This window comes from Streptomyces sp. A3M-1-3 (assembly GCF_024213665.1).
In the GTDB taxonomy this organism is placed as follows: Bacteria; Actinomycetota; Actinomycetes; order Streptomycetales; family Streptomycetaceae; genus Streptomyces.
Genome location: NZ_JANAVP010000013.1, coordinates 160,934 through 184,721 on the forward strand (window position 1 = coordinate 160,934; position 23,788 = coordinate 184,721).

General features: G+C 69.3%; 20 protein-coding genes and 3 pseudogenes. 16 read left to right on the forward strand and 7 right to left on the reverse strand.

The genetic code is table 11. From position 1 onward, the window contains the following. Positions 1-11: 11 nt before the first annotated feature. The 7 genes from NLX86_RS35075 to hypE all read left to right on the forward strand — a co-directional run bounded on the left by NLX86_RS35075 (position 12) and on the right by hypE (position 6,403). Positions 12-119: a hypothetical protein gene (locus tag NLX86_RS35075; protein ID WP_374213900.1), complete on the forward strand. Its 108-nt coding sequence runs from the start codon at positions 12-14 to the stop codon at positions 117-119. Positions 120-254: 135 nt separating this feature from the next. Further along, positions 255-638, forward strand: a complete 384-nt coding sequence (locus NLX86_RS17265) for a hydrogenase maturation nickel metallochaperone HypA (protein ID WP_254372599.1) — start codon at positions 255-257, stop codon at positions 636-638. 16 nt (positions 639-654) lie between these two features. After that, entirely contained in the window at positions 655-1,419 is a 765-nt protein-coding gene (hypB, locus tag NLX86_RS17270) for a hydrogenase nickel incorporation protein HypB (RefSeq protein WP_254372600.1), read from the forward strand. Beyond that, a complete protein-coding gene (gene hypF, locus NLX86_RS17275; protein ID WP_254372601.1) occupies positions 1,416-3,821 on the forward strand; it encodes a carbamoyltransferase HypF in 2,406 nt (801 codons plus the stop codon). Before hypB ends, hypF begins: the two co-directional genes overlap by 4 nt. A 56-nt stretch (positions 3,822-3,877) precedes the next feature. After that, positions 3,878-4,198, forward strand: a complete 321-nt coding sequence (locus tag NLX86_RS17280; protein ID WP_254372602.1) for a HypC/HybG/HupF family hydrogenase formation chaperone — start codon at positions 3,878-3,880, stop codon at positions 4,196-4,198. Next, on the forward strand, positions 4,195-5,319 hold the full coding sequence (hypD, locus tag NLX86_RS17285; RefSeq protein ID WP_254372603.1) for a hydrogenase formation protein HypD: 1,125 nt from the start codon (positions 4,195-4,197) through the stop codon (positions 5,317-5,319). Before NLX86_RS17280 ends, hypD begins: the two co-directional genes overlap by 4 nt. Further along, on the forward strand, positions 5,312-6,403 hold the full coding sequence (hypE, locus tag NLX86_RS17290; RefSeq protein ID WP_302061424.1) for a hydrogenase expression/formation protein HypE: 1,092 nt from the start codon (positions 5,312-5,314) through the stop codon (positions 6,401-6,403). Before hypD ends, hypE begins: the two co-directional genes overlap by 8 nt. Here hypE and NLX86_RS17295 read toward each other — a convergent pair. Continuing rightward, positions 6,400-6,786 (reverse strand): hypothetical protein, encoded by a 387-nt coding sequence (locus NLX86_RS17295; protein WP_254372604.1) that lies wholly within the window; start codon positions 6,784-6,786, stop codon positions 6,400-6,402. The two genes, hypE and NLX86_RS17295, sit on opposite strands and share 4 nt — an antisense overlap. 412 nt (positions 6,787-7,198) lie before the next feature. Further along, positions 7,199-7,407: pseudogene (locus NLX86_RS17300) on the reverse strand (alkyl/aryl-sulfatase); the annotation flags it as partial. Positions 7,408-7,566: 159 nt separating this feature from the next. On the opposite strand from NLX86_RS17300, the gene NLX86_RS17305 reads away from it, so the two are divergent. After that, positions 7,567-7,956 carry an SHOCT domain-containing protein gene (locus NLX86_RS17305; RefSeq protein ID WP_254372605.1) on the forward strand — a complete coding sequence of 130 codons (390 nt, stop codon included), beginning with the start codon at positions 7,567-7,569 and terminating at the stop codon, positions 7,954-7,956. Positions 7,957-8,700: 744 nt separating this feature from the next. Continuing rightward, a pseudogene (locus NLX86_RS17315) lies at positions 8,701-8,898 on the forward strand (ATP-binding protein); the annotation flags it as partial. Positions 8,899-8,985: 87 nt separating this feature from the next. Here the strand turns inward: NLX86_RS17315 and NLX86_RS17320 are convergent. Next, positions 8,986-9,561: a GNAT family N-acetyltransferase gene (locus NLX86_RS17320; protein ID WP_254372606.1), complete on the reverse strand. Its 576-nt coding sequence runs from the start codon at positions 9,559-9,561 to the stop codon at positions 8,986-8,988. An 887-nt stretch (positions 9,562-10,448) separates the two neighbouring features. Between NLX86_RS17320 and NLX86_RS17325 the strand changes: the two genes are divergently transcribed. Next, entirely contained in the window at positions 10,449-10,667 is a 219-nt protein-coding gene (locus NLX86_RS17325; protein WP_254372607.1) for a hypothetical protein, read from the forward strand. Positions 10,668-11,034: 367 nt separating this feature from the next. Here the strand turns inward: NLX86_RS17325 and NLX86_RS17330 are convergent, their stop codons facing one another. Next, positions 11,035-11,775, reverse strand: a complete 741-nt coding sequence (locus tag NLX86_RS17330; protein ID WP_254372608.1) for a serine hydrolase — start codon at positions 11,773-11,775, stop codon at positions 11,035-11,037. Between the two features lie 586 nt (positions 11,776-12,361). On the opposite strand from NLX86_RS17330, the pseudogene NLX86_RS17335 reads away from it, so the two are divergent. The 6 genes and pseudogenes from NLX86_RS17335 to NLX86_RS17360 form a co-directional block, all read left to right on the forward strand. After that, positions 12,362-13,251, forward strand: a pseudogene (locus tag NLX86_RS17335) (IS630 family transposase); the annotation flags it as partial. A 227-nt stretch (positions 13,252-13,478) separates the two neighbouring features. Next, positions 13,479-14,894: an IS21 family transposase gene (gene istA, locus NLX86_RS17340; protein ID WP_254372609.1), complete on the forward strand. Its 1,416-nt coding sequence runs from the start codon at positions 13,479-13,481 to the stop codon at positions 14,892-14,894. Next, the gene (istB, locus tag NLX86_RS17345; RefSeq protein ID WP_254372610.1) at positions 14,891-15,661 is read left to right on the forward strand and encodes an IS21-like element helper ATPase IstB; all 771 of its coding nucleotides are present in this window, start codon (positions 14,891-14,893) and stop codon (positions 15,659-15,661) included. The genes istA and istB overlap by 4 nt, the downstream gene beginning before the upstream one ends. Before the next feature lie 29 nt (positions 15,662-15,690). Next, the gene (locus NLX86_RS17350) at positions 15,691-16,788 is read left to right on the forward strand and encodes a site-specific integrase (RefSeq protein WP_254372611.1); all 1,098 of its coding nucleotides are present in this window, start codon (positions 15,691-15,693) and stop codon (positions 16,786-16,788) included. Then, complete coding sequence (locus NLX86_RS17355) at positions 16,778-17,224, forward strand: DUF6262 family protein (RefSeq protein ID WP_254372612.1); 447 nt, start codon at positions 16,778-16,780, stop codon at positions 17,222-17,224. The genes NLX86_RS17350 and NLX86_RS17355 overlap by 11 nt, the downstream gene beginning before the upstream one ends. Positions 17,225-17,308: 84 nt before the next feature. After that, a complete protein-coding gene (locus NLX86_RS17360; RefSeq protein WP_254372613.1) occupies positions 17,309-20,494 on the forward strand; it encodes a Tn3 family transposase in 3,186 nt (1,061 codons plus the stop codon). 438 nt (positions 20,495-20,932) lie between these two features. On the opposite strand, the gene NLX86_RS17365 is transcribed toward NLX86_RS17360, so the two are convergent. The 3 genes from NLX86_RS17365 to NLX86_RS17375 form a co-directional block, all read right to left on the reverse strand. Next, on the reverse strand, positions 20,933-21,691 hold the full coding sequence (locus NLX86_RS17365; RefSeq protein ID WP_254372614.1) for an SDR family NAD(P)-dependent oxidoreductase: 759 nt from the start codon (positions 21,689-21,691) through the stop codon (positions 20,933-20,935). A 25-nt stretch (positions 21,692-21,716) separates the two neighbouring features. Beyond that, the gene (locus tag NLX86_RS17370; protein WP_254372615.1) at positions 21,717-23,063 is read right to left on the reverse strand and encodes an MFS transporter; all 1,347 of its coding nucleotides are present in this window, start codon (positions 23,061-23,063) and stop codon (positions 21,717-21,719) included. Positions 23,064-23,141: 78 nt separating this feature from the next. Continuing rightward, positions 23,142-23,726 (reverse strand): TetR/AcrR family transcriptional regulator, encoded by a 585-nt coding sequence (locus tag NLX86_RS17375; RefSeq protein WP_254372616.1) that lies wholly within the window; start codon positions 23,724-23,726, stop codon positions 23,142-23,144. Between the last annotated feature and the right edge of the window lie 62 nt (positions 23,727-23,788).

Consider the following 23,788-nt stretch of genomic DNA (forward strand, 5'->3'; position numbering starts at 1 on the left):
GGAGAAAGAGCATGAAGAAGACCATCATCGGCGGCGCGGCCGCCGCCACCGCCCTGGCCGCGCTCGTCAAGCAGGTCCTGCCTGACATCAAGCGCTACCTGCGCCTGCGCAAGATGTGACGCGACCTGCCCGGCCCGGCGGACCACCAGGCTGCACCGAACGGCGTACGCGGCCGTGCGGCGTCGGCGTGCCGGTCCGCCCGCCCCCAAGCCCCCGCCTCTAATGGAGCCGAGCGGGCCGAGGGACGGAGACCGATGCACGAGATGTCCATCGCGCTGGCCGTCGTCGGCCAGGTGGAACAGGCGGCGGCGCAGGCCGGCGGCGTCACCGCGGTGAAGTCCGTACGGCTCCAGGTCGGCGAACTGGCCGGCGTGGTCCCCGAAGCTCTCTCCTTCTGCTTCGAACTGGCCTGCGCCGGGACCGTTCTGGAAGGCGCCGAACTCGTCGCGGAATCCGTTCAGGGCCGCGCCCGCTGCGCACCGTGCGCGGACGAATGGGCGGTCGGCATGCCACCCCAACTGTGCTGCCCGGTGTGCGGCGAGGCGACCGCCGAGCTGCTCTCGGGACGTGAACTGCAGATCGCCGCCGTGCACTGGGAGGACGGCCAGGCGCACGAAGCCATCCGCGAACCGATCTGAAGAGGAGCGCTGAACCATGTGCCGTGTGGTCGACCTGCAACAGGCCGTACTCGCCAAGAACGACGCGACCGCGCACACCCTGCGCGCCGAACTCGCAGCCCGCGGCACCACGGTCGTCAACCTGCTCTCCAGCCCCGGCAGCGGGAAGACCGCCCTGCTGGAACGCGAACTGCTGCTCGCGCGTGAGCGGTCCGTGCCCGTGGCGGCTCTGACCGCCGACCTCGCCACCGAGAACGACGCCGTACGCCTGGCCCGCTCCGGAGTGCCGGTCAAGCAGGTGCTGACCGACGGACTGTGCCACCTGGAGGCCGGGATGCTGAGCCGGCACCTGGACGGATGGCTGCCCGAAGGCACCCGACTGCTGTTCGTGGAAAACGTCGGCAACCTCGTCTGTCCCGCCTCCTACGACCTCGGCGAGTCCCTGAGAGTCGTGCTCGCCTCCGTGACGGAGGGGGAGGACAAACCACTGAAGTACCCCACAGCCTTCGGCCTGGCCCACCTGGTGGTGGTCACCAAGACCGACATCGCGGAAGCCGTCGAGTTCGACGAGGCGGCGTTCCGCGCGCATGTCGAACAGGTCAACCCCGGGGTGGAAGTGCTCCTGACCTCCGCGCGTCTGGGCGACGCGACCGGAGCGCTGCTCGACCGGGCGCTGGCGGCAGCGGACGGCGCGGCCGTCCACGCACCTGTCATGGCCCGGCAGCAGCATGTCCATCGACACGACGACGGTACGCACACCCACACCGCCGACCCGGGCGCCCTGGCGCAATCCCCCTCGTGAGCGGTCCGCAGCCGGGGACCGGCGTCGTCGAGGCGGCGGCGCAGCGCCGGCGGGTCACCGTGCGGGGCGTGGTGCAGGGCGTCGGGTTCCGGCCGTTCCTGTACACCCTCGCCACCGGACTGGACCTGTCCGGACATGTGACCAACACCGGAGAGGGAGTCGTCACGGAGGTCGAAGGAACACCCTCCGCCGTAGCCCTGTTCTGCGACCGGATCTCCGCGGAGGCCCCACCGCTCGCCCGGGTGGAATCCGTCGACCACCAGAAGGTCCCCGCAACGGGCGGCGCCGGATTCACCATCGTCGCCTCCCGGACGGACGGACCCGCGCGCACCCTGGTCTCCCCGGACATGGCCACCTGCGCCGACTGCCTCACCGAACTGGCCGATCCGGCCGACCGGCGACACCGCCACCCCTTCATCACCTGCACGCACTGCGGCCCGCGCTTCACCATCGTTACCGGCCTGCCGTACGACCGGGCCCATACGACCATGGCCGGTTTCCCGATGTGCCCCAACTGCGCCCGCGAGTACGCGGATCCGGCCGACCGCCGCTTTCATGCGCAGCCGGTGGCCTGCCCCGACTGCGGCCCGCGTCTGCGGCTGCTCGTGGCGCAATCGGCCCCCGGCCTGCCGCCCCGACCCGTATCCGGAGCGGACCCGGTCGCCGAAGCCCGCGCGCTCCTGTCCCGTGGCGCGGTCCTCGCCCTGAAGGGTCTCGGCGGCTACCACCTCGCCTGCGACGCCTCCAACTCCCGGGCAGTCGCGCTGCTGCGGCGCCGCAAGGCACGGGGCGACAAGCCGTTCGCCGTGATGGCCAGGAGCGTTGCCGACATCGAGCACCTCGTGCAGGTAGGCCCCGAGGAGCAGGGCCTGCTCACAGGCGGCATCCGGCCCATCGTCCTGCTGCGCCGCCGTACCGGCGTCCCGCCGCGGCCGGGGGCGCCTCGGCCCTCGGAGGCGGTCGCCCCGGGGAGTCCGGACCTCGGCGTGATGCTTCCGTACACCCCTGTGCACCACCTGCTGCTCGGCCTGCCCGGCGATGCCGACGGGCCACGTCTGCTCGTCATGACCAGCGGGAACGTGGCGGGGGAGCCGATCGTCACCGACGACGCCGAGGCACTGGACCGGTTGGCGCACCTGGCAGACGCCTGGCTCACCCACGACCGCCGCATCCACGTGCCGTGCGACGACTCGGTGGTGCGCGTGTGCGACGGAGAGCTCCTCACGGTGCGCCGCGCTCGCGGCTACGCCCCTCTGCCGCTTGCACTGCCGGTACCGGTACGGGCGGCCCTCGCCGTCGGGGGCGACCTGAAGAACGCGTTCTGCCTCGCGGAAGACCGCAGGGCCTGGCTGTCCGCCCACATCGGAGACATGGACGGCCTCGCCACGCAGCAGGCGTTCGAGCGCGCGGAAAGGCAGCTGGAGACGGTCACCGGGGTGCAGCCCGAGCTGCTGGCCGCCGACCGGCATCCCGGCTACCGCTCCGGACAGTGGGCCGATCGGCACGCGGCCGGCCGGCCGGTCGTACGTGTCCAGCATCATCATGCGCACATCGCCGCGGCCATGGCCGAGCACGGACTGGACGGCAGTCGACCGGTGATCGGCGTCGCATTCGACGGCACCGGTTACGGGGACGACGGGGCGGTGTGGGGCGGGGAGATCCTTCTGGCGGACTACGACGGGTTCACCCGGTTCGGCCACCTCACATATGTACCGCTGCCGGGCGGCGACACCACGGTGCACCGGCCGTACCGCATGGCACTCGCACATCTGCGCGCGGCCGGCATCGCCTGGTCGGCGGACCTGCCCTGCGTGGCCACCTGCCCTCCCGACGAACGCCGCGTGCTGAAACGCCAGTTGGAGCGAAACCTGAACTGCGTGCCCACCTCGAGCATGGGCCGGCTCTTCGACGCCGTCTCCTCTCTCGCGGGCGTTTGCCACCGGGCCGGATACGAAGCCCAGGCCGCCATCGAACTGGAGGCCGCCGCACTGACCGCGGCAGCCGAGGACGGCACCGGATACGCATTCGCCGTGCGGCCTGCCGCACCTGACGGCCGGGTTGGGGCAACGGCCGACCCCGCACCCGTCCTGGCAGCAGTCGTGGCCGACGTGCGGGCGGGTACGGAGCCGGCCCGTATCGCGGCGCGCTTCCACCGGGCGGTCACCGGCCTCGTACACCGGACCTGTGTCATGGCGCGAGAGCTGCACGGACTGGACACCGTCGCCCTGACCGGCGGGGTGTTCGCCAACGCCCTGCTCTCCTCGGCTTGCGCCGGGGCACTGCGCGAGGGCGGCTTCACCGTCCTGCGCCACCACCAGGTCCCGCCCAACGACGGGGGACTGGCGCTCGGCCAGCTGGTGGTGGCAGCGCGCACCCCGGCCCGGCGTACAGCCACCGACTGACGACGCGCCCGGCAAGGCCCGGGCAACGAATCATCACCCACAGCGAGGAGAAGCCCATGTGCCTGGCGGTACCCGGCAGAGTGCTGGACATCGAGGAACGAGACGGCACCCGTATGGCGACGGTCGATTTCGGCGGCGTCGTCAAGGAGGTATGCCTGGAGTACCTGCCCGACCTCCAGGTCGGCGAATACGCCATCGTCCACGTCGGGTTCGCCCTGCAGCGCCTGGACGAGGAGTCGGCCAAGCAGACACTCGAGCTGTTCGCCACGCTCGGGACGCTCCAGGAGGAGTTCGGCGACCCCTGGGCACTGGCGGCGGAAGCCGGCGGCTTTCCGACGCCCGCCGGCAGCGATGCACCCCAGGAGGCACAGAAGTGAAGTACATCGACGAGTTCCAGGACCCGGCCCTGGCGCGTCGCCTGCTCGACGACATCCACTCCACCGTGACCCGACCGTGGGCGCTCATGGAGGTCTGCGGGGGACAGACGCACACCATCATCCGGCACGGCATCGACCAGCTCCTCCCGGACCAGGTGGAACTGATCCACGGGCCGGGCTGTCCGGTGTGTGTCACCCCGCTGGAAGTCATCGACAAGGCGCTGGAGATCGCCTCCCGGCCAGAGGTGATCTTCTGCTCCTTCGGCGACATGCTCCGCGTACCGGGCACCGGCCGCGACCTGTTTCAGGTCCGCAGCGAAGGGGGCGATGTACGGGTCGTCTACTCGCCGCTCGACGCCCTGAGGATCGCTCAGCAGAACCCGGACCGCGAGGTGGTGTTCTTCGGCATCGGATTCGAGACGACCGCGCCCCCCAACGCGATGACGGTGTATCAGGCCCGCAAGCTCGGCATCCCGAACTTCAGCCTGCTGGTCTCCCATGTGCGGGTGCCACCGGCGATCGAGGCGATCATGCAGTCGCCGAGCTGCCGGGTGCAGGCCTTCCTCGCAGCCGGGCATGTGTGCAGCGTGATGGGCACCGGGGAGTACCCGGAACTGGCCGAGCGGTTCCGCGTCCCGATCGTCGTGACCGGATTCGAGCCCCTGGACATCCTCGAGGGCGTACGCCGGACAGTCCTGCAGCTGGAACGTGGTGAGCACACCGTCGACAACGCCTATCCGCGCGCCGTCCGCCCCGAAGGAAACGCGGCCGCCCGGGCCATGCTTGCGGATGTCTTCGAGGTCACCGACCGCGCCTGGCGCGGCATCGGTGTGATCCCCGACAGCGGCTGGCGGCTGTCCTCCCGGTACCGCGACTACGACGCCGAGTACCGGTTCTCGGTTACGGGCATCCAGACCCGGGAGCCGGCCGAGTGCCGCAGCGGCGAGGTCCTTCAAGGCCTGCTGAAGCCTCACGAGTGTGAGGCGTTCGGCACGCTCTGCACACCCCGCACCCCTCTCGGCGCCACCATGGTCTCCAGCGAGGGCGCCTGCGCCGCCTACTACCTCTACCGGCGGCTGGACATCACGACCGCATCTTTGGAGGCGAGCCCCGTTGTCTGAGACCACTGAAGCGCCGCAGTCGGACACGCGGCGGCGGCCGGACCTCACGGCGTGGACATGCCCGGCGCCCCTACGTGACCAGCGCCGGGTGGTGATGGGCCACGGCGGCGGCGGCGCACTGTCCGCCGAGCTGGTCCAGCACGTCTTCGCGCCCGCCTTCGGCGGAGAGGTCCTCGCTCAGCTGGGCGATTCGGCGGCACTCTCCCTGGGCGGGGTCCGGCTGGCCTTCTCCACCGACTCCTTCGTGGTGCGGCCGCTGTTCTTCCCCGGCGGCAGCATCGGCGACCTCGCAGTCAACGGCACCGTCAACGACCTCGCGATGAGTGGCGCCCGAGCCGCCTACCTCTCCTGCGGATTCATCCTGGAGGAAGGCGTCGAGATTTCGGTCGTCGCACGCGTGGCCGAGGCACTCGGTTCGGCCGCGCGCTCCGCAGGGGTCGAAGTCGCGACGGGCGACACCAAGGTGGTCGAAGCCGGCCACGGAGACGGGATCTTCATCAACACCGCGGGGATCGGCCTGATCCCCGCGGGTGTCGATCTGCGCCCGCAGCGCGTCGTCCCCGGCGATGTCGTGATCGTCAGCGGTGCCATCGGCGTGCACGGCGTCGCGATCATGAGCGTCCGCGAGGGCCTGGAATTCGGCGTGGAGATCGAGAGCGACTGCGCGGCGCTCGGCGGCCTTGTGGACGCCATGCTCGCCGTGACCCCGGACCTGCACGTGCTGCGCGATCCCACCCGTGGGGGCCTGGCAGCCGCCCTCAACGAGATCGCGGCGGCCTCGGGCACCGGGGTCGTCATCCAGGAGCGCAGCGTCCCGGTCCCGCCGCCCGTGGCCAATGCCTGCGCCATCCTGGGCCTGGACCCCATGTACGTCGCCAACGAGGGCAAGCTGGTCGCGTTTGTCCCGCGTGAGCACGCCGAAGCGGTCCTGGACGCGATGCGCGCCCACCCTCGGGGCGCGGGCTCCCGGGTGATCGGCGAGGCCGTGGAAGCGCACCCCGGCATGGTGGTGGCCCGCACCGGACTCGGCGGCACACGAGTGGTCGACCTGCCGATCGGGGAACAGCTGCCGCGGATCTGCTAACCCGGCCGGCGCTCGGAGGGCGGCTCCTGGGGGTCCACCCCGCTGAACGCGGAGGCGTCCTTCGTACCACTGGGACGCTGCGAGCGGCCCTTGCGCCCGGTGTCGCGCATCCCCTTCTCGTCCTTGTCCCCGTACTCCTCACCGCGCCGGCTGTCGCTCTCGACCGTGTCACCGGGGACGGACTTGCTCTCCTCCTTGGACACCTTCCTCCCGCTGCTCCTGCCGGGGGCATGCTCATCGGGGTGGAAGGAGCGACGGGCGCTCGGGTTGTCCTGCCGGCGGGTTTCGTCGACATCGGGTGCCCAGCCGTGCTGCTCGGTCCCCTGGTGACGGCTGGGGCCCTCGCCGTGCGAGGGCTCGGATGGCTTCGATTTCTTGGGCATGAGCCGACCTGCCTGTCCACGTCTATGAGGGCGCACGCCATACGCACCCAGTCGTGTACTCGATCTTCCCACTTGGCAGGAGAACGGGCATATCGACAGCAATGGGCCGCGGGGCGAGGTCGGCGTCATCGGTTCGGACGGCCGGGCGAGAACTCGCCGCTGTCCGCAGCGCCGGGCTGCCGGCGGCCAGGGCCCCGATGACTACCGCGGACGGGTGGTGCTCTGGATGGCCGACGGTGAGCCGCCGGCCGGCCTCCACGTGGCCGCGCACAAGATCGGCGCCGTCTCGGTGCGGCTGTCCTGGCTCGCGTGCTGCGACGATCGAGCGTCTGGCGCTCGCCCAGCCGGACGGCCCACTCGACGTCCAGGAGGGCCGGTGGCGGTGATGGCCACGGCCGGAGGGATCAGCGTAAATGACGACGACCCCTGTATCGCCCTCGACCAGGGTCACGCTGGACGGGCAGAAGCCACGGACCTGGTAGATACCTTCCGTGACCTCGCACAGGCCCTGGCGCGAGGCCGGCCTGCTCCGGCGCCGCAGGCTCGGCTTCCGTCGCTGTCCCAGACCACGCGTCCGCGGTCGGCGTCAGCGACGTCCCGTGTTGCCCAGCCGCTGCCGATGACGGGCGCTTTGGAACCGCAGCACCCGCCATCCCACTCGAACTGAAATATCCAGCTGATGTTGTTATTCATAGTTTTGTACGGCGTGCCGGCTTGCAGGGTGGCTGGCGTCTGGTGATGCGGGGCCAGCGGTGCGGCGTGAGTGACAGGAGCGGGACGATGGACTACCCACTACTCAACACATTCTGGACGATGCTCTGGTTCTTCCTGTGGGTGATGTGGCTGTTCCTGCTGTTCAAGATCGTGGGAGACATCTTCCGGAACGACAAGATGAGTGGCTGGCTCAAGGCTCTGTGGCTGATCGTGCTGATCATCCTTCCGTTCCTCGGCGTGCTCGTGTACGTGATCGTGCACGGCGGCGACATGGGCAAACGTGATCTGGCGCGGGCCAAGGAGCACGAGAAGGCCTTCCGGAACTACGTACGCAAGGCGGCCGCCGGCGGCGAGACGGGGGGAGCGGACGAGCTGGCCAAGCTCGCCGACCTGAAGGGCAAGGGAGTCATCACCGAGGAGGAGTTCCAGCAGGCCAAGGCGAAGCTGCTGGCCTGACGCCCCTCCCCGGCAGCCTTTTCTGCGCGGCCAGGAAGCGCCGATGTCACGGCAGTTGCCGGGGTGGCTCCGGCTGCAGCAGCGGAAAGCGGTTCGCCGCTTCGTCGCTCAGCCAGGTGATCCGACGGGCAATCACGCCGCGACTGTCGGCGTCGGCGACGTCGAGCAGAAGTCTTGTTTCCCGCGGGACGGCTTGTGCCCCGGCAGCGGCAGTCGCTCCACTTCGAAGACGGCGCCGACTTAAGGCGCGGCCGTTCGGCTGGTGCACCCCACCACGGCCAGTACGACGGCGGTGAGCGCACACACCGCTTCAGTCACCCTGCATATCGGCGCATACGGGGACACCGGGAGCGCATCGGGTGGCGCGCAGCCCGGGCCGGCGCACGGGGCACCTCCCCGGCGCGGCCCAAGAGCAGGAGTTGGCGTCATTGGCCGCAGCGTTTACCGTCTCGATGTGCCTTGCCACGCAGGAGGTAGTCGTTGACGGCGGCGTCGATACAGGATCTGCCCGCTGGTCGCCTCGACCGGCCAGTAGGCCCAGTCCAACAACGCATCGTTGAGGGCTTGTCGACCCTCAGCAGCGCCCGCAGCACATCCATGTCCCGCGCTCCTTCGATCGTGCCGACGTGCACCAGCAGGCCGCCGACCCGCTCCCCGCATGCCGCGGCGAACGTCTTGGCCGGATAACCGGACGCGGCTGCCTGCTGCAGGTAGTCGATCGCGGACGCTCCAGGCCCTCCGGGCCTCGTCTTCCAACTCGTCTCGAAGCGCTACGAGAAGGGCTCGATCATCCTGACCTCGAACAAGACCTTCACCGAATGGGGCCAGTTCTTCGGCGACGACGTCCTGGCCGGCGCCATCCTCGACCGGCTCCTGCACCACTGCCACATCGTCCCGATCAACGGCAACAGCTACCGCCTCAAGAACCACATCACCGCACTGCACGACATGGCCACCGCCGCCACCCGACCAACCCTCACGTCTTCCCGAAGTGCCGCCCTTCCGGGCGGCCCTCTCCGCTGGCCGTCTTCACGAAGGGGCGATGGCGTCCCGCTTGGTGGTGTAGGCCGTGAGCATCTCTGCGGGGGTGCGGTACAGCACACACTGGCGAAGCGGCCCTTCGGGCACGCTCGGATCCTCGAAGTCGTCGGCCGCGTCTCGGGTCATGCCGATCCTGCGCATCACTGCCTGGGAACGAACGTTGTTGACGGTCGTCGATGCAACGACCTCTGGCAGCCCGAGGGCCTCGAAGCCGAAGGCCAGGCAGGCCAGGGCGGCCTCGGTGGCGTAACCGTGCCCCCACGCAGAACGCATCAACCGCCACCCGATATCCACCCCCGCGAACGGCATGTCCTCGTCCACCTCGTCCAAGCCGACGCGGCCGATGAACTCACCGGTCTCCCGTGCTTCCAGCGCCCACCACCCAAAACCTCGGTTGTCGAACTCGGCCTGCATGAATGCCACCGCGGCATCGCTTTGCTCCCGCGTCAGCAGCCCTCCGAGGTGTTCTCGGACTTCGGGATCGGCGTTCATCGCCGCCCACGGCTCGAGGTCGGAGTCCCGCCACCGGCGGAGCAGGAGACGGTCGGTACGCAGTTCGGGCATGCCGCCCAGCTGACGCGATCAAGATCAGGGTGTCGATCGGTTTATCGAGCCGTGCGGTGCTCCTCCAATGCCAGACCCGACGTAGATCCTCACGGCCTGCACCACGCGGCGGGACGCGACCCGTCACGTGATCAGCGACAGAGCCCTCGACCCTGTACTTCGCTCTGCAGATGAACTCGTACAGTGACACCTCTTCCGTCACCTGGAACGCAGGCCCGAGGAGGAGGCCGCCCAGGCTGAACGGAGACCCGAGCACGCCTGAGCCCTGCCGACCGTACGAGGCCCGGAGCTGGCCGCCGGAGTAAAGCGTTGTGATGGCCGGCTTGCCGCCCTTGCCCACCACGGATCGGTCTGCGACTGATCAACCGAACGGGGATCCGGTACATGCCTTTGGCGCACAGCGGTGCCGAGCGGGTGTTCGGTGAGTTGGTATGCCAGTGCGGTCTTCGACGGCGATCCGGCCATGATTGCCGGCGCACGAGGCGGCGGTCGAGGTGGTGAAGCTGGCGGTCAGCGAGCTCGTGACCAACGCGGCGAAGCATGCGCCGGGACCGTGTCTGGTCGACGCCACGCTCGAGAACCGGCGGTGGAGAGCTGTGTGTGGGACAGCGTTGCGACGCTACCGGTGGCGCGGGCGGCCGGCCCTGGCCGGGCGGGCCGACACGGCCTGGAGATCGTGATCGCGTTGTGCGCGGCTACACCGTGCAACGCGACGTGGTCGGCAAACACACCATGGTCCGCGGGGGAGTCAGCCGGACCGGTGTGGCCGGACGGGCCGCGCTCTGGTTCGCGAGGGGGAGGAATCACAGATTATTCGAAAGGGTGGCCGGGGTTCCCGCGCCCGTTCGGCTGTTTCGGCGTGCGGCCGTGGTGGAGCTGTGTGACCCTTGGCGCGAGACCAGGCCATGTCGACGAGTGCGACGGTGGTGAACCAGCTCGGAGACAAGCCGGAAGAGGTCCGCAAGCGGTTGGAGGAAGAGAAGCGGCAGGCCCGGGAGCGGGACCGGAAGCCCGCTGACCAGGCCGCGAGCGGCGCCAGGTCCGAGGAGCCGCCCGGCAGGGAGGGGCAAGTCCCCACCTACGAGGACGAGCCGGATTCGGCCTGAACGACGTGCCCTCACTTGCCGCCTGGCAGCTCGTGGACCGGCTGATCACTCGGCTGAAGCAGGCGCCCGAGCCCTCCGGCCGTTCACGACCGGTCGCATTCGTCCCCGCCAAACGCCGGACGATGGCCTGCCGTATCCCTTTGATTCGACATGCCGCTCGATACCGCTGGAGGTTCTTCCAGGTCCCCTCACCACCATGCCGTCGACAGTGACCTGCAGCGGATCGCCGAGCAGCTTCCCGCGCCGCTCGACCAGCACCTCCAGCGCGACCGCGCGCTGCGCCACCAGCCCACGACCGCTGGAGCCCGCCTGCTGGGCCCTCCTTCTCCGCAACAGGAGATGCGACTTTGGTCCGGTGGCGCAGGGGTCAGCGGATGATTGGGGACACAGGAGGGGGAGTGCTGCAAAGGGCATGCACGGCCGACTGCGCCGCCTGCTCCACGGCGGAGATGCCGTGGGACATACTCCGGCTGCCATGAGAGAGGATCACGAGGTAGAACGTACTCCCGTGCGCTTTGACCCGCCCCATGCTGTTGATCGCCCAGCGTTGAGAGTGGGGGCGCTGCAGCCAGCCGTTTTTGAGTTGCCAACGGCTGCCTGCCGCGGACACCCCCCAGTTCTGCTCGGCGTCGATCTGGCCCATGAGGCTTTGGATCAGGTCGCGTGAGGCTCCATTCAGCGGTGAATGGTCCTCGAACACGGCGGACAGCAGGGCCAGCTGGTCTGCCGCGGTGGTCCGGGTGAGGCCCCAGTTGGGGCCGGGCCCCGCTTGGGTGGAGGTCAACCCCAGGGCTCTGTTGGCGTCCGTGAGTCCTCGGCCGCCGCCGATGCGCCGCCACAGGACACTGGCGGAGGCGTTGTCGCTGCTCTGGATCATCGAAGCGGCGGTCGATGCCTCCCACCGGGTGAGCGCCCGTCTCTCGCGCTGGGCATGCAGCAGCAGGGCCGCCAGAATATCCACCTTCACCAGGCTCGCGGTGACGTGCACATGGGAGCCGTACACTGCCCGCCGACCGTTCCTGGGCTCCAGAACAGCGACCGACACCCGCGTGCCGCTCCGCGTGCGGATCGGTTCGAGGGAACGGGCGAGCACACTGTTCACATCCATCGGGGCCGGCGCCCCCGTGCTGGGGCTGCCCGGCGGCGCTTTGGCCGGCTGCCTGTTCCCCGACGGCGCCGGCGCCTGGTCCTGCGCCGGCGGGCGTCCACCCCGGTCACCGATTCCGCTGTGCTGACCGACAGCGAAGCAGCCCGTGAGCAGCATGCCCGCAGCTGAGCATGCCAGCGCCCATTGCATCCGCCCCCGACTCAAGCAGGCCTCGTCGTGTCTGCCCGAGACAGCCTCCTGCCCCATCCCCTGGGGCGAACGGGCAGCACCAATCGGATCCATCCAGAACCTCCCTCGCACAAGTGGGCAGCAACCAAAACGGACAGTATGGTCATAGTCTTTTCCGGCGGGAGGCGCGCCGCATCCCGGCGCGATCTCCCGCCAAAGGCGCAACGCGCTCACCGCGCACAGGAACTGATGACCCTCGGGACGACACGAAGGCCCCGCTCTCCCGGCCACTCTGCGCCTGTCCCCCCGCCGCTAGTGTCCCGGTCTTGAGGTCTCGGCTCGCCTCGTGAGTCGTGTTCTGTTTCAGATCTTGGGCTTTCCCTGACGGGGCTGGTCGCTGCGCGGTGTGCTGGGGAGCATGGGCGATAGCAGGCTGGAGCCGCTGGTGTTAAACGAGACCGAGCGGCTGACGTTGCAGAACTGGGCCAAGCGGCGCGCGAGCGCGCAGGGCTTGGCGAAGCGAGCCCGGATCGTCCTGGCATGTGCGGCAGGCGGGAGCAACACCGCAGTTGCGGCGCGGCTGGAGACCGACCGGAAGACAGTGGCCGGTGGCGCACGAGATTCCTGCGTGACCGGCTGAACGGACTGAGCGACGAGCCCCGGCCCGGGGTGCCCCGCACCATCACCGATGCCCAGGTGGAGGAGGTGGTGGTGCGCACCCTGGAGGAGACACCGCAGGGCGCCACGCACTGGTCGAAGCGAGAGCTGTCCAAGAAGGTCGGGATCTCGCCCACGAGTGTGCTGCGGATCTGGCGTGCCTTCGGTCTCGAGCCATGGCGGACCGAGACCTTCAAGATCTCCCCGGACCCACTGCTGATCGAGAAGATCCGGGACGTGGTCGGCTTGTATCTGGCTCCGCCGGCGAACGCCGTGGTGTTTGCGGTGGACGAGAAGCCGCAGATCCAGGCCCTGAGCCGGACCGCCCCGGTGCTGCCGATGGTGCCCGGAGTGCCCGAGCGGCGCAGCTTCGACTACGTCCGGCACGGCACCGTGGACCTGTTCGCCGCGCTGAACACCGCGACCGGCAAAGTGATCGGCAAGTTATCCGCCCAGCACCGGGCGGTCGACTTCCGCGACTTCCTCGACGAGATCGACCGCCAGACCGAGCCCGGCCTGGCGGTCCACGTGATCTGTGACAACCTCTCCGCGCACAAGGCACCCGTGGTGCACAAGTGGCTGCTCGCCCATCCCCGCTTCGAGCTGCACTTCACGCCGACGTACTCGTCGTGGATCAATCAGGTCGTGCGACACGAGGTCGCTTGAGAAGAGTGGGATTCACCAAGGAGGTTCGACGATGTCGAAGGTGTAGGACCCGAGCCAGTGCGCAGGGCTCGTTCCCGCCTCAGCGTGTCGGCGTACACGTGAACGTGCATAGCCGCGTACGGATGAACGTGCAGAGTTCTTGATGTGGTGAGTACCGGTCCCCGGCACGCTGCTGCCTGTTGTCCAAGGTTGCAGAGAAGGGGGGTTGGGTCATGGTCTTGGATCCGCAGCGCTGGCTGGAACTGCGGCGCTTCCGCGGTCTGGTGGAGTCCGGGGCGATGAGTCTGTCGGAGGTCGCCAAGGAGACCGGGCTGAACTGGCGGACGGTCAGCAAGTACCTGTCTGCTGACGGGTCGTCCGCGCCGCCGCGCCGGATGGCGAATGGTCAGCTGCGCAAGCGGGTGGTCGACGAGGTCGCTCCGCTGATCGATGCGATGCTGCGGGCCGAGGTCCTGATGAAGGCCGCGGTGATCCATGAGCGGTTGGCCAAGGAGTACGGGTTCACCGGGAACTATCAGCGGGTCAAGCTCTACGTCCAAGAGGCCCGCCCGAGAATCGCGGAGGAACTGGGCATCACGCCGAGGGAGCTGGCGGGGATGCACCGCCGGTTCGAGGTGATCCCGGGCGCCCAGGCTCAGGTGGACTGGGGTGATGAAGGCAAGGTCCTCGCCCACCTGGGTATTGCGAAGGTCTACTCGTTCCACATGGTGCTGTCGTACTCCCGTGATCCGTTCTGCTGTTTCACCACCAGTCTGGACCTGCAGACGTTCTTCGACTGCCACCGCCGGGCGTTTGCCCACTTCGGCGGGGTGCCGATGACGATCGTCTACGACCGCACCAAGACCGTTGTCCGCCGCCATGTCGCTCCTGGCGAGGCGGTTCCGCTGCATCCGGAGGCGGTCGGCTTCGCCGGCCACTACGACTTCGACATCGATGTGCTGGCCGCCTACCGCCCGCAGGGCAAGGGCCGCGTCGAGCGCCAGGTCCTGATCGTCCGTGACCACGTCCTGTCCGGGCGGGCCTTCTCCTCCGTCGAGGAGATGGACGCCGCCTTCATGGCCTGGGTGCCGCAGCGGCGGGCTCAGATCCACAAGACGCACCGCGAGGTCATCGGGCATCGTGGCGCCCGGGACCACGTGGCTCTCAAGCCGCTGCCGCCCACCCCTTATCTGGTGGCCGAGCGTCATCTGCGGCCGGTCGGCAAGGACTGTCTGGTCGCCTTTGGCGGCAACCTCTACTCAGTGCCGGCCCGCCGGGTCAGGCCCCGCCAGCTGGTGGAGATCCGGGCCACGAAGTCGCAGGTCATACTGCACGCCACCGTCCCCGACTCCCATGGCGAGACGCTGCTGGCCATGCACCCGCGGGCGGTCGGCCGCGGTGTCCGGGTCGTCGAGGAACAGCACTGGGACGGCCTGCCCACCGGCCAGGGACGCCGGACCACCACCGGCGACGTCCCGGTCCGGCCCCTCCCGCAGCCCCGCGGCGAGGAGGCCGGCCCGCTCACGGCCCTGCTGAACCGGGCCGCCGCCACCCGCATTGAGGTCGGCCGCCGACCGCTGTCGGTCTATGACGAACTGACCGGCACCCGCCCCTTCACGACCCACCCGAGCACGAAGGAATTGTCTTGAGCGAGCTGGTCAGCACCCGCATCCGCACCACGGCCGGCAAGCTCGGCCTGCCCCACCTGGCGGAAACCATCAACGAGTACACCCGGCGGGCCGACGAGGCGAAACTGGGCTATCTCGACTTCCTCGACCTGGTGCTGTCCGAGGAACTCGCCGTCCGTGACGACCGCCGCTTCCGCCAGGGCCTGCGACTCTCGCGCCTGCCGCACCACAAGACACTCGATGAGTACGACTTCTCCTTCCAGCCCGACCTGGACCCGCGCAAGGTCAAAGACCTCGCCACCCTGTCCTTCGTCGAGGCCAGGGCGAACGCCGCCCTGCTCGGACCGCCCGGGGTTGGCAAGACTCACATCGCCATCGCGCTGGCGGTCGCGGCCTGCCGGGCCGGCTACTCGATCTACTTCACCAGCCTCGACGACATGGTCCGCAACCTCAAAGCCGCCGAGGCCGCCGGGCGCCTGACCAGCAAGCTCGGCACCTATCTACGGCCGAGCGTCCTCGTGGTCGACGAAGTCGGCTACCAGCCCCTCGAACGCGCCGAAGCGAACCTGGTGTTCCAGGTCATCTCCAAGCGCTACGTAAAGGGCTCCATCATCCTGACCTCGAACAAGGCCTTCAGCGAGTGGGGCCAGGTCTTCGGCGACGAAGTCCTCGCCACCGCGATCCTCGACCGCCTCCTGCACCACTGCGAAGTCGTCGCCATCAACGGCCCCAGCTATCGACTCAAGAACCGCCTCAAGGCCATCGAGCGAGAGACCCAAGTCGCCTGACACCTCTGCACGTTCAAACGTACGCGGCTATGCACTTCGATCCGTACGCCGACAGCCTGCACCTGTTCTTCCAAGGCATTCGCCAGCACGGCTGGGACGCCACCCTGCCGACCAGCGCCGCGTTCTTCACCGGCGACTGCCCTCGGCGCCGCTCCCGCCTCGCCCGCCACCTCGCCGAGCACGTCATGACCCAGGTCGAGCAGCCGGCGAACCTCGACCGGTGGACCGACCCCGCCGCCCGGCTGATCACCCTCGTCCTCGTCCGCTGCGGCCTGCGGGTCTCCGACGCCTGCACCATCCGCTTCGACTGCCTGCTCCACGACGGCCAACGCGCCCCCTACCTGCGCTACTTCAACAACAAGATGAGCCGGGAGGCCGCCGTCCCCATCGACGAGGAGACCGAGGCCGAGATCCGGTCCCAACAGCAGCGCGTCCTGGAGCGCTGGCCGGACGGCAACCCGCACCTCTTCCCGCGGCTGAAGGGCAACGCCAGCGGACGGCACCACTTCTCCCCGGACACCTACCGGCAGATGCTCAAACGCTGGCTCGCCGAGTGCGACGTCCGGGACGAGAACGGCTTGCCCGTCCACCTGACCCCGCACCAGTGGCGGCACACCTTTGCGACCCGGCTGATCAACCGTGACGTTCCGCAGGAAGTCGTCCGCGTCCTTCTCGACCACGACTCTCACCAGATGACGGCCCACTACGCGCGGATCACCGACCAGACCGTCCGGCGACGCTGGGAGGCCGCCACCAAGGTCAACATCCGGGGCGAGCGGGTCGCCCTCGATCCCGGAGGGCCGCTGGCCCAGGCCGAGTGGGCCAAGACCCGAAACGGCCTTGCCACCCAGACCCTCCCCAACGGCTACTGCGGGCTGCCCGTCCAAAAGACCTGCCCGCATGCCAACGCGTGCTTGACCTGCCCGGTCTTCCTGACCGGCCCGGAGTTCCTGCCAGAGCTCAAGGCCCAGCGGGGCCGGACGCTGACGCTCATCGACAACGCCAAGGGCTGCGGTCACCAGCGGGTCACCGAGATGAACGAGCAGGTCAAGGCCAACCTTGACCGGATGATCGGCGAACTCGAAGCCGACTCCGACGGACCTCAGGAGGCCGCCGATGCGGGCTGACAACTCCCCGCACATCATCGCCGCGGCCCACCGCCGGGCCGCGGCTACCAGGGACCGCGCGATCGCCGCCCTGCGGCGCCTGGACGAGGCCGGACAGCCCGTCACCTTCGACGCCGTCGCCCACGAGGCCGGCGTCTCACGATCCTGGCTCTACACCCAGACCGACCTAAAGGCCGAGATCAGCCGCCTGCGCGAACGCCACCCACCCGCGTCGGCGGCAGCCCGGATCCCCGACCAGCAGCGGGCATCCGACGCGTCCCTGATCAGACGGCTGGAGGCCGCCACGGCCCGCAACCGCGAGCTGGAAGCAGAAGTGCGGGAGCTCAGGGACCAGCTCGCCCGCGCACTCGGCCGGCAGCGGGCTGCCGCTGTCACCTCTACGGATGAACCGGGCGGCGCGGGACGCCGGTTCACGAGGACCATCGGCCCCTGCTGACGCAGCCCGTCGTCGACACCGGCCACCACACATCAGCCCAGGTCAAAGACCTATTGGGAACGGCCACTGAAGATAAGCTTTGCGATGCTGCTGAAGTTCTTCGAGGTGGAGGCCCGGTTCCCGGAGTCCGCCAAGGAGGTTCCGGCCGACGCGGTGTCCTACGTGGCCCAGCAGGTGAAGGTGCCGGAGCAGGAATGGGCGGCGTACGACTGGCAGGGCGACCGGATCAAGCGTCACCGCAAGGAGATCCGCACGGCCTTCGGCTTCCGGGCGGGTACGGAGGAGGATCAGGAGCGGCTGCCCGGGTGGCTGACTGCGGAGCTGTGCGGGGTGGAGATGTCCCGCGACCGGCTGGCGGAGGCGGTGGTGGCCCGGTGTCGCAACGACCTCGTAGAGCCGCCGGCTCCGGCCAAGGTCCGGCGCCTGGTGGGCAAGGCGCTCAGGGATTTCGATGCGCGGTTCTGCCGCCGGACCGTGGACCGGCTCTCTCACGCGACGCGTTCGCGGCTGGAGGACTTGGTCGCGGGCAGTGACCAGGGGGAGGGCGGCGAAGCTCAGGCCGGGGATCAGGCGACTGCGGGTGGCGGGCGGTCGTTTTTCAGCGAGCTGAAGGCGGACCCGGGGGCGCCGGGGCTGGAGAGCCTGTTCGCGGAGGTGGACAAGCTCCAGCGGGTGCGGAGGCTGGAGTTGCCCGCGGACTTGTTCGCGGACGTGTCGGAGAAGCAGGTGGACGCCTGGCGGGCGCGGGCCTCGAAGGAGTACCCGGCGAACCTGGAGCGGATGAAGCCGGCGCCGCGCCTGACCTTGTTGGCCGCGCTGTGCCACGTGCGGCACACGGAGATCACCGACTCGCTGGTGGAGCTTTTCATCCAGCTGGTGCTGAAGATCAACACCAGGGCGGAGAAGAAGGTCGACAAGGAGCTCACGAACGAGCTGAAGAAGGTACGGGGCAAGGAGGCGATGATGCTGCGGGTCGCCGAGGCGTCCTTGTCCCAGCCCTCGGGCACGGTCCGCAGCGTGATCTACCCGGTGGTCGGTGGAGAGAAGACGCTCAAGGCCCTCGCCGCAGAGGCCGCCGCGAACGAGGCTCGCTACAAGGCGAGGGTGCGGACCGTACTACGCTCCGCGTACTCGGCGCACTGGCGGCGGATGCTCTCGCCCTTGTTGAACGCGCTGGAGCTCAAATGCAACAACACCGCGTACCGGCCGGTGATGGACGCCATCGACCTGCTTCAGCGCTACCTGGAGCAACCGCTCAAGGAGGGTGCGTTCTTCGACCCGGCTGAGACCGTGCCGCTGGAGGGTGTGGTGCCCGATCAGTGGCGGGCTGCGGTGGTGGACGACAAGGGCTGCGTCGAGCGCATCCCGTACGAGCTGTGCGTGCTGGTCAGCCTGCGGGAGGCGTTGCGGCGCCGGGAGATATGGGTCGTGGGCGCGAACCGGTGGCGCAACCCGGAGGACGACCTGCCGCAGGACTTCGAGGACAACCGGGACGTGCACTACGACGCGATCCAAAAGCCCCAGGACCCGGCGAAGTTCATCGCCGCCCTGCAGAAGAAGCACCGCGAGGCCCTGTACCGGTTCGAGAAGGCCCTGGCGGAGGACACCACCGGCGGGTTGGCGATCGTGAAGAGGAACGGCGAGGGGTGGATCAAGGTCTCGCCGCGGCCCAAGCAGGAGGAGCCGGAGAACCTGGCGGCGATCAAGGCTGAGATCGAACGGCGCTGGGGAACCATCGACCTGCTGGACATCTTGAAGTACGCCGAGTTCGACACCGACTTCACCGCCGAGTTCACCACGGTGGCCACCCGCGAGATGCTGTCCCGGGACGTGCTGCGGCGACGGCTGCTTTTGGTCCTTTTCGGACTGGGCACCAACATGGGCATCAAGCGCGTCGCGGTGACCGGCAAGCACGGCGAGAGCGAGGCGACCCTGCGCCGGGTGCGGCACCTGTTCGTGATCCGGGCCAACCTGCGCGCCGCGCTGGTCAAGCTGGTCAACGCCACCTTTGCGGTCCGCGACGAGATGTGGTGGGGCACCGGGACCGCCTGCGCCTCCGACAGCCGCAAGTTCGGCGCCTGGTCCTCGAACTTCATGACGGAGTGGCACCAACGCTACCGGGGCCCCGGAGTCATGATCTATTGGCACGTAGAACGAAAATCGGTGTGCGTTTACAGCCAGCTGAAGTCCTGTTCGGCCTCCGAGGTCGCCGCGATGATCGAGGGCGTGCTGCGGCACTGCACCGACATGGAGGTCGACCGCCAGTACACCGATACCCACGGCGCGTCCATCGTCGGGTTCGCCTTCGCGCACATGCTGGACTTCAAGCTGATGCCCAGGCTCAAGAACATCGGGCGGGCCCGGTTGTACCGGCCGGCCGCGGGCGAGGACAAGAACTGGCCCCGCCTGGCCCCGGTGCTGTCGACCAGGACGATCGACTGGGACCTGATCGCCCAGCAGTACGACCAGATCGTGAAGTACACGACCGCGCTCAGGCTGGGCACCGCGGAGGCCGAGCAGGTGCTGCGGCGTTTCACCAAGGGCGGCCCGAAGCACCCGACCTATCTGGCGATCGAGGAGCTGGGGCGCGTGGTGCGTACGGCGTTCATCTGCGACTACCTCGCGGATGAGGACATGCGCAAGGAGATCGGCGAGGGCCTGCAGGTGGTGGAGAACTGGAACTCGGCGAACCAGGATCTGTTCTACGGCAAGGACGGTGACCTGACCGGGGCGGACAAGGAGAGCCAAGAGGTCTCGATGCTCGCCCTGCACCTTTTGCAGAGCAGTCTCGTGCATGTGAACACCATGCTGGTACAGCGGGTTCTGGCGGATCCGACGTGGGCCAGCAAGGGAAGCGGACCGGCGGGCACTGTCCCCGCTGTTTTGGATCCATGTAAATCCGTATGGAAGATTCGAACTGGATATGACCAGCCGCCTCGACCTGGACCTCGCCGCCACAGCGGCCACGGTGCCCGGACCGCGCAGTCCGCAAGGCGAGGCAGCCCCGGCCCAGAGCTGATGCAGGACGGGGGCGGCCTGATTCTGGGCTGCCCCGACGGCCCTCGCCGTACAGCGGCGCCAACGAGCACCGAGGTGGTGGCGCTGGCCCGCAGGCCGTCGGCGTGGTTGAGGTCGAGCACGCCCTCGCCGAGCGAGCGGGACACCCCGATGCCCCCGGCCACAGCGCCGGCCAGCATCGCACCCGCGACGGCCAGGGTCAGCTGGGTCGCCGTCATTGCGTCCCGTCCTGCATCATGCCCGGGGGAATAGCGGGCGATCGGCCTTGGGTACACCGGCAGGTCCATCCGACCAGCAGGAAAACCCCTGCCGCGACCACTCCCGCGACCGGTGAGGGTGTCTCCGAGCGCGGCCTCCGCGGGTTGCGCCTGGCTCCTTCCGGGACGGACGGAATACCCACTCGCCTCCACTGGGTTTCCCGCCCGTACGGTCCTGGAGGTACCGGCGGCGGAGAGCCTGTACGCAGGAGGGCCCGCGCCGCGTGCGAGTGCTTGGCTGCTGACAGGCGCGCACTAGGTCTCGGCCGGGGCGGTGGGGCGGCGCGAGGGCTGAACGACACCCCGAAGCTGGTGGCCATCGGCGCGTTCGCCCTGATCCCGCAGCGCGCTCCAGGACCCGGTACACCGTGGCCCGCTGACAGAGAAGGTCTCGGCAAGGTGGGCGATGGTGTGCTCGCCGGTGGCGTGCCCGTCAGGCCGAGGATCCACTGTCGACGACCAGGTCGGTGCCGACCACCGCGCCGGCCGCAGGCGAAGCGAGGTAGAGCACCGCGGCCGCCACTTCTTCGGCCTCCGCGACCCGGCCGAGCGGGTTCTCCGTCTTTACCCGCTCGGCACGGTCGGCCTCGGTCTCGCCGGGCCGCAGCGACATGGGAGCGGCGGAGGCGCCCGGGCTGACGGCGTTGATGCGGATGCCCTGGTGGATGTGGTCGAGAGCGGCGGCGCGGGTCAGCGCGGAGACCGCTGCCTTCGAGGTGATGTACGCGGCGGCGTTCGGGATCCGCAGGTGTGCGCCCAGGTTGGAGGAGATATTGACGATGACGCCGCCGCCGTTCTCCTTCATGTGCGCGATCTCGTGCTTCATGGCCAGCCAGACGCCGGTGACATTGGTTCGCAGCACCGCGTCCCAGTCCTCCTCGCTCACCTCGCCGACGGGTACGGTGCCGCGGAGTATCCCGGCGTTGTTGACCGCGATGTCCAGTCCGCCGAAGCGGGTGACGCTCTCGCGTACGAGGTTCTGGAGCTGGCTGGAGTCAGTGACATCGCCGGTCACAGCGGCGGCCGTGCCGCCGGCCGCCTCGATGAGGCCGACCGTCTCGGCCAGGGAGGCCGCGGTGCGTCCCGCGGCGACCACGGATGCGCCCTCGGCGGCGAAGGCGAGCGCGATTGCGCGGCCAAGGCCGGAGCCTGCGCCGGTGACGAGGACGGTCTTGCCGGTGAAGCGGTTCATTTCGGTGACTCCCTTGAGTGATGGATTACTGGGTGCGGTGGTTCAGGAGGGCCACGACGGCGAGGGCGGCCCCCGTCGCGGCCAGGGACGAGGCGTCGCTGCCGAGCGTGAGCAGGACGGCGAAGAGGACGGTCGGGCCGAATTCCATCGCGGTGTTCAGCACGCCGCCCGCGAGCCCGGTCTCCTGCTGCGGTACACCTTCCGTGGCGAGCACGGCGGCTCCGGCGAAGGAGGCCGCGGTGCCGGCCGGCAGCAGCACAAGGCCCGGCAGCAGTCCATACGCGTACCAGGTGTGCGCATCGAGCCCGGTGAACGCGAGGAGGGCGAGCCCGGCCGCACCCGTGCCCAGCCCGGCGGCCGTGACGGCTCCGGCCCCGTACCGGCCGATGAGCGGTCCTGCCGCCCGGCCCGAGGCGATCAGCGCGACGGCGAACGGCACAAAGGCGGCCGAGGTCTGCAACTGTGACCAGTCGCGCGCCTGCTGGAGGTGGAGTGAGAGAACCACGAAGGTCATCGCGGTCCCGCAGGCACTCAATGCGATGGCCGTGAGGGCGAGGGCCCGTCGCCGGTCAAGCAGGAAGCGGGGTGGCAGCAGCGGGTCGCGGGCCCGGCGCTCGGCGTACCAGAACGCGGCCAGCAGCGCGGTCCCGCCGAGCAGCGGCACGAGCACGCCGACCGATGACCAGGGTCGGGCGTCGGTGACGACGAGCCCGTAACTGGCGAGGGTGATCCCGACGGTGGCGAGCAGAGCACCTGGCAGGTCGAGAGTCCTGCCCCGGTTTGGTGCGGTGTCCGGCAGCAGCCGGGGCGTGAGGGCGAGGGCTGCGATCGCCACCACGAGTGGTACGGCGAAGGTCCAACGCCAGGAAAGCAGGACTGAGATGACGCCGGAGAGCAGATTGCCCGCAGTCGCACCGAGTACCGAGAGCCCGCCCCAGGTGGCCATCGCCCTGCCGTACGCGGGTGGGGAGGGGAAGACGGCGCGCAGCACGGCCATGGCGGCTGGCGCGACGAGGGCCGCGCCCGCGCCCTGTGCGAAGCGCGCCGCGAGCAGTGCCCCGATGCCGGGGGCGAGCGGGGCGGCAGCCGAGGCGGCGGCGAAGAGGACAAGGCCCGCGGTGAGGGCGCGCCGCCCGCCGTAGCGGTCGGCGAGGCGTCCGCCGAAGAGCACCAGCCCGGCGAAGGTCAGTCCGTAGGCGGCGCTAAGCAGGATCAAGTCGGCGCGCTCCAGGTCGAATTCGCGCCCGATGCGGGGCAGCGGTACGGTGATCGCGGCGAGCGTGAAGATCAGCGTGGTCTGGACGCTGCCGAGGAGGACGAAGGCGCATCGGTGCCGCATGGTGGCGACGCGGGCGGCGCCTGTGGCGGTCATGTCTCCCCCTGATATTTGACCGATCGGTTCATTATTCGGGCGCGCGGAAGGGGGCCCGGTGGCTCCGGTGAGTGTGATTCAGTCCAGCAGGGCCAGCGCCTGCTCGGCCGCGTCCCGCACCCGGGCGGGATCGTTCGACACCTTGCCGACGATCCGTACGCCCTGCAGCAGGACGAGCAGCATCCGGGCCAGCGCGCGCGGATCGCGGTCCTCGGGAAGCTCGCCCTGGGCCTGGGCCCGTACGAGCGCGGAGTGCAGTGGGGTCTCGACGCGCTCCCAGCTGATCTCGACCCGGCGGGCCGCCGCAGGGTCGTGTGGGGCCAGCTCGGCCGCGGTATTGGTGACGAAGCAGCCGTTCAGCCGCCCTTCCGGGGAGGCGGCTTCCGCAGCGAAGCGGCGCACCACCGCCCGCACCACAGGCAGCGCGGGGCCCGGCTGGGACAGCTCGGCCAGGAGAAGCGGGTCGCGCATCTCGGCGTACCGGTCCATGGCCTTCAGGTACAGCTCATTCTTGCTACCGAAGGTCGCGTAGATGCTGGCGCGGGCGATGCCGAGGTGCTCGACGAGGTCCGTCACTGACGTCGCTTCGTAGCCGCGCCGCCAGAACAGCTCAAGGGCCGACTGCAGCGCGGCGTCCGGATCGAATTCCTTGGTCCTGGCCACGTCGAAGACCATAGACGTATCTAGAACGTTCGGTCAAATAACTGGGCGCTGCGGCCAGGTTC